At 73.1% G+C, this 8,003-nt stretch carries 9 protein-coding genes; 3 read left to right on the forward strand and 6 right to left on the reverse strand.

Annotated features, from left to right (window positions below; genetic code table 11):
- The first annotated feature begins 27 nt into the window (after nucleotides 1-27).
- A complete protein-coding gene (locus E2E34_RS27420; protein WP_208765356.1) occupies nucleotides 28-390 on the forward strand; it encodes an ester cyclase in 363 nt (120 codons plus the stop codon).
- Between the two features lie 152 nt (nucleotides 391-542).
- On the opposite strand, the gene E2E34_RS27425 is transcribed toward E2E34_RS27420, so the two are convergent.
- The 5 genes from E2E34_RS27425 to E2E34_RS27445 all read right to left on the reverse strand — a co-directional run bounded on the left by E2E34_RS27425 (nucleotide 543) and on the right by E2E34_RS27445 (nucleotide 4,086).
- Nucleotides 543-962, reverse strand: a complete 420-nt coding sequence (locus tag E2E34_RS27425) for a MaoC/PaaZ C-terminal domain-containing protein (RefSeq protein ID WP_138904590.1) — start codon at nucleotides 960-962, stop codon at nucleotides 543-545.
- Nucleotides 959-1,363 (reverse strand): FAS1-like dehydratase domain-containing protein, encoded by a 405-nt coding sequence (locus E2E34_RS27430; RefSeq protein WP_138904584.1) that lies wholly within the window; start codon nucleotides 1,361-1,363, stop codon nucleotides 959-961. The genes E2E34_RS27425 and E2E34_RS27430 overlap by 4 nt, the downstream gene beginning before the upstream one ends.
- Before the next feature lie 89 nt (nucleotides 1,364-1,452).
- Nucleotides 1,453-2,589 carry a beta-ketoacyl synthase N-terminal-like domain-containing protein gene (locus E2E34_RS27435; RefSeq protein ID WP_138904585.1) on the reverse strand — a complete coding sequence of 379 codons (1,137 nt, stop codon included), beginning with the start codon at nucleotides 2,587-2,589 and terminating at the stop codon, nucleotides 1,453-1,455.
- The gene (locus E2E34_RS27440) at nucleotides 2,586-3,818 is read right to left on the reverse strand and encodes a beta-ketoacyl-[acyl-carrier-protein] synthase family protein (RefSeq protein WP_138904586.1); all 1,233 of its coding nucleotides are present in this window, start codon (nucleotides 3,816-3,818) and stop codon (nucleotides 2,586-2,588) included. The genes E2E34_RS27435 and E2E34_RS27440 overlap by 4 nt, the downstream gene beginning before the upstream one ends.
- On the reverse strand, nucleotides 3,811-4,086 hold the full coding sequence (locus E2E34_RS27445) for an acyl carrier protein (protein WP_138904587.1): 276 nt from the start codon (nucleotides 4,084-4,086) through the stop codon (nucleotides 3,811-3,813). Before E2E34_RS27445 ends, E2E34_RS27440 begins: the two co-directional genes overlap by 8 nt.
- Before the next feature lie 297 nt (nucleotides 4,087-4,383).
- On the opposite strand from E2E34_RS27445, the gene E2E34_RS27450 reads away from it, so the two are divergent.
- Nucleotides 4,384-5,367 carry an ACP S-malonyltransferase gene (locus E2E34_RS27450; RefSeq protein ID WP_167518400.1) on the forward strand — a complete coding sequence of 328 codons (984 nt, stop codon included), beginning with the start codon at nucleotides 4,384-4,386 and terminating at the stop codon, nucleotides 5,365-5,367.
- Nucleotides 5,364-7,034 carry a phytoene desaturase family protein gene (locus tag E2E34_RS27455; RefSeq protein ID WP_138904589.1) on the forward strand — a complete coding sequence of 557 codons (1,671 nt, stop codon included), beginning with the start codon at nucleotides 5,364-5,366 and terminating at the stop codon, nucleotides 7,032-7,034. Before E2E34_RS27450 ends, E2E34_RS27455 begins: the two co-directional genes overlap by 4 nt.
- Here E2E34_RS27455 and E2E34_RS27460 read toward each other — a convergent pair.
- Nucleotides 7,031-8,003: peptidoglycan binding domain-containing protein (locus tag E2E34_RS27460; RefSeq protein ID WP_500691569.1), on the reverse strand; the 973-nt coding region annotated here is incomplete at its 5' end. The genes E2E34_RS27455 and E2E34_RS27460 overlap by 4 nt on opposite strands.

Consider the following 8,003-nt stretch of genomic DNA (forward strand, 5'->3'; position numbering starts at 1 on the left):
CATCACCCCTCCCAAGGAAGGAAACCCATGTCCAACGCCACCGTGCTGGAGATCGCCCAGCAGATGGGCAAGATCTTCAACGACCTGGACGAGAAGGTCGCCCTGGAGCTCGTCGCCCCGGACTTCGTCGACTACGAGGCCCCGCCCGGCACCCCCGGCGGCCCCCGCGGCTACCTCGGCACCGCGCGCTGGATGAACAGCGTGTTCTCCGAGGCCGCGTGGGACCACATCGACAGCTTCGCGGACGGCGACAAGGCCGTCATCCGGGTGCGGTTCACCGGCATCCACACCGGCAACTTCCTCGGCTTCGAGGGCACCGGCAACAAGGTGGACGTCGAGCACATCCACATCTACCGGGTCGGCGACGACGGTCTCGTCCACGAGCACTGAGCGTGCCGCCAGGATCTGTTCCTGCTCGCCCAGATAGGCGCCGTCGAGCTGAAGCTGCCGGCCGCCGGCACCCAGGCCTGACCCGCCGCACCGCGCACACGGACCGCCGGCCCCCTCGGGGACCGGCGGTCCTTTCGTGCGTACGGGCCGCCTCAGGTGTGCGCCGCGCCGCCCGGCGCCAGCAGGGCCCGGGTCCGCGCCAGCACCTTCGAGCCACCGCAGCTCACCGTCAGGTCGACCCGCAGCGTGCCGTCCGGCCGCAGCTCGACGACCTTCCCGTCGACGGTGAGCGTCACCCCCTCGTCGGTGTCCGGCACCAGCACGGGGCGGCTGAACCGGGTGCTGTACTCGCTGACGGCCGTGCCCTCGCCCGCCCAGTCGGTGACGGCCGTGGCGACCAGGCCCATGCTCAGCATGCCGTGCGCGATGACGCCGGGCAGCCCGACGGCCGCGGCCCGGGAGTCCGACCAGTGGATCGGGTTGTGGTCGCCGGACGCGGCGGCGTACCGCACCAGATCGCCGCGGGTGACGCGGAAGGTACGGCGGGGAAGCGCCTCGCCGGTGACCGTCATCGCCCGCCCCGCGAGACGAGCGTCGAGGTCGTGGTGCACACGGGGGCTCCGCCGTCCGCCTCGCGGATGTGACCGCGCAGGGTCACGACGTCGTTCCCGTCGACCGTGTCCGCCGCGACCACCTCGACGGTGACGGTGAGCCGGTCGCCGGACCGCACCGGGCGCACCGACTCGAACCGCTGGTCACGGTGGACGACGCGGGAGAAGTCGAAGCCGAAGTCCGGGTCGTCGACGACCTGCTTCTCGGCGTGCATCGACAGCACGATGGGGAAGGTGGGGGGCGCGGTGCGCCCGTCGCCGGGCTCCGCTCCGACCGCCAGGGCGAACTCACGGATCTTCTCCCGGCCGACCTCGTAGGGCTCGGTGGGCGGGTAACTCCGCCCGGCGTAGGACAGGTTCATGACGGTTCCTTTCGTGGAGGGGATCGCGGGCACACGTGCAGCGGCGCCCGTGGGGGGAATCACGGACGCCGCTGCTGCTCTCGGGGTGGTCACCGCAGCGGGCCGCGCACCACCATCGCGGCCGCGTTGCCGTCCCGGCCGACCGAGGTGACCAGGGCGGCCGTCCGCGCGGCCGGCGGCTCGGCCTGCCACAGGGCGAGCAGGGCGGCGAGCTGCATCGCGCCGCTCGCGCTGTACGTCTCACCGAGCACGTCGGCGACCCGTACGGTGCGCGGCAGCCCGCCGCCCCCGAGCGCGGTCCGCACACCGCGCTCCTCGATCCGCTCCAGGCCGCGGTGGTGGGCCGCGCCGAGGGAGACGACGGCCACCTCCTCCGGGCGGACCCCACTGCGGTCCAGGGCGCGGGTGACGACGTGCGCGAGGCCGTCGGCGTAGTCCCGCGCGTCGGGCGTGAAGCGCACCTCGCAGGCGAGCAGTTCGGCCAGTACGTCCGAGTCGTCCGCCGGTGCCCCCTGCTGCACCGTGAACACCGCGCAGCCCTCGCCGAGCGCTGCCTCGTCCTTGAGCACTCCGGTACGGTGCCAGGCCCACGCCGCCGGGGCGCTGAGCTCCTCGGCGCCCCCCACCAGCAGCCGGTCGGCGCGGTCCAGGGTCAGGGCGAGACGCGCGTGCCTGAAGGCGAGCAGCGAGGCGCTCTGGCCGCCGGCCACGGTGGCGTTGAGCCCCCGCAGACCGTTGCGGATGGCCACCTGCCCGGCGGCGCAGTTCATGACCGTGTTCGGGAACTGGCCGGGGTTGACCAGGTACGGCTTGTCCAGCGTCAGCGTGTCGTACAGCAGCCCGCTGTGGCTGGAGACGGAGCCGGTGTTGGTCGCCAGCACCACGCCGGTGCGGTCCCCCGCGACCTCGGCGGCGTCCATGCCCTCGATGGCCTCCTTGCACGCCACCAGGCCGAAGGAGGTGAGCCGGTCCAGGTACTTGGTGCCCTTGCGGCCCAGATGCGCCTTCACGTCGAAGCCTTCGACGGCCCGTACCGGCCGGGGCGGGTACGCCGCCGCGCCCTCACCGGACGGCTCCTCGGCCGGTCCGGCGCCCCGGCGCAGCAGGCCGGCCAGGGCGGCGAGGCCGTGGCCGGCCGAGGAGACGACGCCGGCACTGGTGACGTACAGCGGCCGGATGGCCGTGGGCGCCGGGGCCGCGTCCGCTGTGGCGGTCGCCGTGGTCACGAGACCCTCCCGAGAATGGTGATGACGTTGTTGCCGCCGAACGCGAACCCGTGGTTCTGCACGATGTCCAGACGGGCCTCGCGGCCGGTGCCCGGTACGCAGTCCACGCCCTCGCCGAGCACGGGGTCCGCCTCGGTGACGTTCGCGGTGGGCGGCAGGAAGTCCTGCTCCAGTGCCTTGCAGCAGGCGATGGCGCCGAACCCGCTGGCCGCGCCCATGGTGTGGCCGAGCATCGACTTGATGGAGCTGATCGGCGGTATGCGCGTGCCGAACACCTCGCGGGCCGCCGCCACCTCGGTGGTGTCGTTGGTCGGGGTGCCGGTGCCGTGGGCGCAGATGTAGTCGATCTGCTCCGGCTCGACGCCGGCGTTCCGGTGGGCCGCCCGGATGCACGCGGCGATGCTGGTCGCGTCGGGGTGCACCATGTGGGCGGCGTCGCAGTTGGCGGCGTACCCGAGGATCTCCGCGTAGACGCGGGCCCCGCGGGCCCGCGCGCCCTCCAGTGTCTCCAGGAGCAGTACGGCGCCGCCCTCACCGGTGAGGATGCCGGTGCGGTCGGCGGCGAACGGGCGGGGCAGGTCCTCGGCCATGGCGCCGAGGGCGTAGAAACCGGCGTGGGTGAGCCGGTTGACGGCGTCGGCGCCGCCCGCCAGCATCACGTCCGCCTCGCCGCTGCGCACCAGGTCGTAGGCGTACCCGAGGGCGTAGTTGCTGGCCGAGCACGCTGTCGGGATGGTCTGGGTCTCGCCGTGCAGCCGCAGTTCGGCGCTGACGGCGTTGGCGATCCGGGCGGCCGGGGTCTGTCCGGCCAGGCCGCCGTCGATGGATTCCAGCCCGCCGGCGACCCACTGATCGGCGAGCTCCTGGACGACGGCGGACTCACCACTGGTGGTGCCCATGATCGCCCCGGCCCGGCCCCGCTCCAGCTGCTCCTCGTCGATCTCGGCGTCCGCCACGGCGAGCCGGGCGGCCGCGGCGGCCAGCAGGCCGCTGCGGCCCCATGCCGCGGGGTCGAGGCGCTTGAGGTGGTCGGTGGGCTCGAAGTCGGTGACCTCGCCCGCCCGCCGGCGCGGGAAGCCGCTCGCGTCGAAGCTCTGGATGGGTGCGGTGCCGTCGGCGCCGGCCCGGACGGCGGACGCGAAGACGTCCGCGCCGATCCCCACCGGGGACACGGCGCCGAGCCCGGTGATGACCACCCGGCGCCGTGGGGCCGCGGCGAGCTCAGCCATTGACGCTCTCCGCGGCGTGCTGAGCGACGGCGTCGACGAGCAGGCGCAGGTTCACCAGCTCGCCGAGTTCGGTCTTGGGAATGACGACTCCCAATTCCTTCTCAATTCGGGAGACGACCGTGATGAGCGACAGCGAGTCGCTGTCGTAGTCGTCGATGAAATGGCCGTTGTCGGTGAGTTCACCCTCTTCGAGCTCCAGCTCCTCAATGACGATCCGGCTCACCTGCTCGTGGAAGTCGGCCGCTGTCGCCACAGTCTGCTGAGTCATGGTCTCCCTCTCATTTTTCCGCCGTCGCGGGCCGTTTCCGCTGTCGCGGGGCAAGACGAGAGGAACGTAAGCGGCCCGGACGGCGAACAGCAAGAGCCGCCGTACGAAGGAAACACAGCATTCCCCGAAAGTGATACCGGGGCTTTTCAAGATCTGTCGCGGATTCCGCCCCGGATCCACCTCAGGGCTTTTATCTGCCCTCCATTCCCCTTTCAAATCCCGCTGGCACCGTTTCCGTTGCCCGGATCGGCGGAGATTCGGCTGGAGACGGGAGAAGCCACGATGAGCGGTCCACGTTTGGCATTGACATTCCCCGGCCAGGGCGCGCAGCAGCCCGGGATGGGGCGCCCCTGGGCGGGCCGGCCCGGCTGGTTCCTGGCGGAGCGCGCGGCCGAGGTGTCCGGGCGCGACGTCGTCCACCTGCTGCTGCACGCCGACGAGGAGGAACTGCGCCGTACGGACAACGCGCAGCTGGCCACCTTCGTCCTGGAGATGGTGATCCTGCACGAGGTCCGGCACGCGCTGCCCGCCGCCAGGCGGCCGCTCGTGTGCGCCGGCCACAGCCTGGGTGAGTACGCGGCCCTGGTGGCCGCCGGGATCGTCGGCTTCGACGACGGCGTGAAGCTGGTCGCCGCGCGGGGCGAGGCGATGCGCGAGGTGTGCGCGTCCGAGCCGGGCACCATGGCCGTGGTCCTCGGCCTGGCCCCGGAAGACGTGGAGAAGGCCGCGGCGGGTGTCCGCGACGAGGGCGGACAGGTGTGGGTGGCCAATCTGAACTCCCCGCAGCAGAGCGTCGTCTCCGGTGAGGCCGGGGCGGTCGCCCGGTGCGTGGAGGCGGCCCAGGAGCTGGGCGCCCTGCGCGTCCTGTCGATCCCGGTGGGCGGCGCCTTCCACACGCCCCTGATGCGGCTCGCGGCCCGCGCGTTCGGGCGGGCGGTGCGGGCAGCCGAGTTCCGGCCGGGTCACGCGCCGGTGGTGTCGAACGTGGACGCGCGCCCGCACCGGGGCGCCGACGCCTGGCCGCAGCGGCTCGGCCGGCAGATCACCGAACCGGTGCGCTGGGCGGACTCGGTCCGCACGATGGCCGACGAGCTGTACTGCGACATGTTCGTGGAGATCGGACCCGGCCGTACGCTCACCGGGCTCGCCCGCAAGATCACCCCGCAGGTGTCGCGCCTGTCGATCGCCGAACCGGGTCAGCTGGTGGCCGTGCCCGCGCCGTCCCCCCTGACGTCCCCGGTGACGGCTTCGCCGCGCTCCTCCGTGCGGGGCGCCGCGTGAGCGCCGCCGAGCGCTGGGACGCGATCGTCGTCGGCTCGGGGATCGGCGGCCTCGTGTGCGCCGCCTACCTCGCGGTCGCCGGCAAGCGGGTGCTGGTCGCCGAACAGGGCGGCGTCGCGGGCGGCAACAGCCACGTCTTCCGCAGGCGCCGCGCGTACGAGTTCGACGTCGGGGTGCACTACCTCGGCGACTGCGGCCCCGACGGCCTGCTCCCCGCGATCCTGAACGGCCTCGGCCTGCGCGGGCGGCTGCGCTACCGGGAGATGAACCCGGACGGCTTCGACCGCATCGTGATCCCGGGAGCCACGCTGGACATGCCGGCCGACTGGGAGACGTACCGCAAGCGGCTGCACGAGGCGTGCCCCGGGGACGCGGCGGGCATCGACACCTTCCTGGCCGTCGTGTCGGGTCTGGGAGCGGAGCGACGGGACGCGATCGTCGCCGCCGAGGACATCCCGATGGCCGAACTGGCGCGGCACGCGCCGCAGTCGGTGGCCTGGGGGCGGCGTACGCTCGCGGAGCTGTTCACGCACTGCGCGCTGTCCACCCGCGCCCGGACGCTGCTGGCGGCCCAGTCCCCCAACTACGGCATGGCCCCCGACGAGGCCACGGTCGCCCTGCACGCGACGGTGACCGACCACTACGTGCGCGGCGCGTACTACCCGGAGGGCGGCGGCCAGACCCTGGCCGCCGGGCTGCTGGAGGTCATCCGGGCGCACGGCGGCGCCCTGCGCACCTACAGCACGGTCAGCCGGATCACGGTCGAGGGCGGCCGGGCGCGGGGCGTCGAACTCGCCGACGGAAGCCGCGCGGTGGCGCCGGTGGTGGTGTCCAACGCCGACTACCGGCGGACGATGCTCGGGCTCGTCGGCGAGGAGCGGCTGCCGCGCCGGCTCGCCGCGAAGACCCGCGACGCGCGGATGGCCCTGCCCTGGGCGGCCGTGTACGTCGCGCTGGACGTCGACAACGAGCAGCACGCCAATCTGTGGTGGTACCGGGGCGACGACATCGAGCGGTTCTACCGGGACCTGCGCGCCGCCGGGGACGGGACCGGCGCGGCCGGCGGCGAAGCCGACTTCCTCTTCGCCTCGTTCGCCTCCGGCAAGGACCCCGTCACGCCCCGGATCTGCCCGCCGGGCCACTCCAACTTCCAGCTGATGACCCTGTGTCCCCCCGGCTTCGAACGATGGGGGGTCACCGCGGGGCCGGCCGACGGCGAGAAATACCGCCGCAACCCCGCCTACCGGGCGGAGAAGGCCCGGCTCACCGAGGCGGTGCTGAACGCGGCCGAGGAGGCGCTCGGCCCGTTCCGCGACCACATCACGCATCTGGAGACCGCGACGCCGCTCACCCACGAGCGGTACACGCGCTCCACCGGCGGCACCCCCTTCGGCATGGCGCACTGGGGCAGCGCCGGGGCCCGCCCGGACACCGCGACCTTCGTCGAAGGGCTGTACGTCGCCGGAGCCAACACCCGCTACGGGAACGGGATCACCGGGTCCGCCGTCAGCGGCATCGCCTGCGCCGGCCAGATCCTCGGCCGCCGGCTGATGCACGAGGTGCACGGCGGAGCCACCCTGGGCGACGCCGCGGTGCTGCCGCGACGCCGACCCGGCTGGGACCCGCTGGACGCCTCGCGCGGCGACGACGGGCCCCTGGCGTCCTAGCTCGGGTTGAGGCTGATCTCCGTGACCCGCTCCGCCGGGGTCTTGCCCAGCAGCGCGGTACGCATGGCGAAGGCCACGTCGTCCGCGGTGACGGGGTGCTTCTTGCCGTCGCCCTTGGTGATCTGCACGCCGTCGAACACGCCCTCCAGGAGCTGCTCGATCGCCGGCTTGTTGTAGACCTCCACCAGGCGGCCGTCGATCGGCTTCATGGAGAGGATCTTCGGCAGCGACTTGGCCGGTCCGAACTGGATCTGCTTGCCGCCCGCCTTGATCGTGATCAGGCCGGACATCGCGGGCTGGGCGAACTCCTTCATCGCCCGGTCCAGTTCGGCCTTGCCGATCGTCGGGTTCTTCGTGGCGACGGGCAGTTCCACCGTGTTCGGCCTGCCGGTCTCCACCTGGGCGCGGTAGGCGTCCCTGACCCGGACCATGGAGCGGCCGACGTCGAGCTGCTTGCCCGCCTTGCCCGGTACGGCGACCGCCTTGCCGGGTACGAACTTGATCGTGCCCTCGCTGGCCGAGCCCGAGGTGCCCGCCAGGTCGGCCAGCGCGACGCTCAGCTTCTCCTCGTCGACCGGGATCACCGGCTCGGCGACGCGCTCGCCGCCGAAGAGGGAACCGATCACGGAGACGGGGTTGTAGTCGCTGCCCGCGGCGCCGCGCACGGTGGCCTGGCTGTCCAGGGTGAGGCCCGCGTTGGACGGCGGGAGCTCGGTCGCCTTCCCGTCCACGGTGAGCCGCAGCGGGGTGGCGGCGCGCTTGCCGAGGGCGGCCTCGAGCTTGCCGACCGCTTCCTCCTTCGTGCCGCCGCCGATGTCGACGCCGAGGACCGTGGTGCCCTTGGGTACGTCGGAGTGGTTCATCAGGAGCCCCGCGCCGTACGCCACCGCGCCCGCCGCCGCGACGCCCACGGCCACCAGGACCAGCTTGGAGCGGCCCTTCTTGGCGGGGGCGGAGGGAGCGGGGGGC

Origin of the sequence: Streptomyces albidochromogenes (assembly GCF_005981925.1) — a bacterium.
Lineage (GTDB): Bacteria > Actinomycetota > Actinomycetes > Streptomycetales > Streptomycetaceae > Streptomyces > Streptomyces albidochromogenes.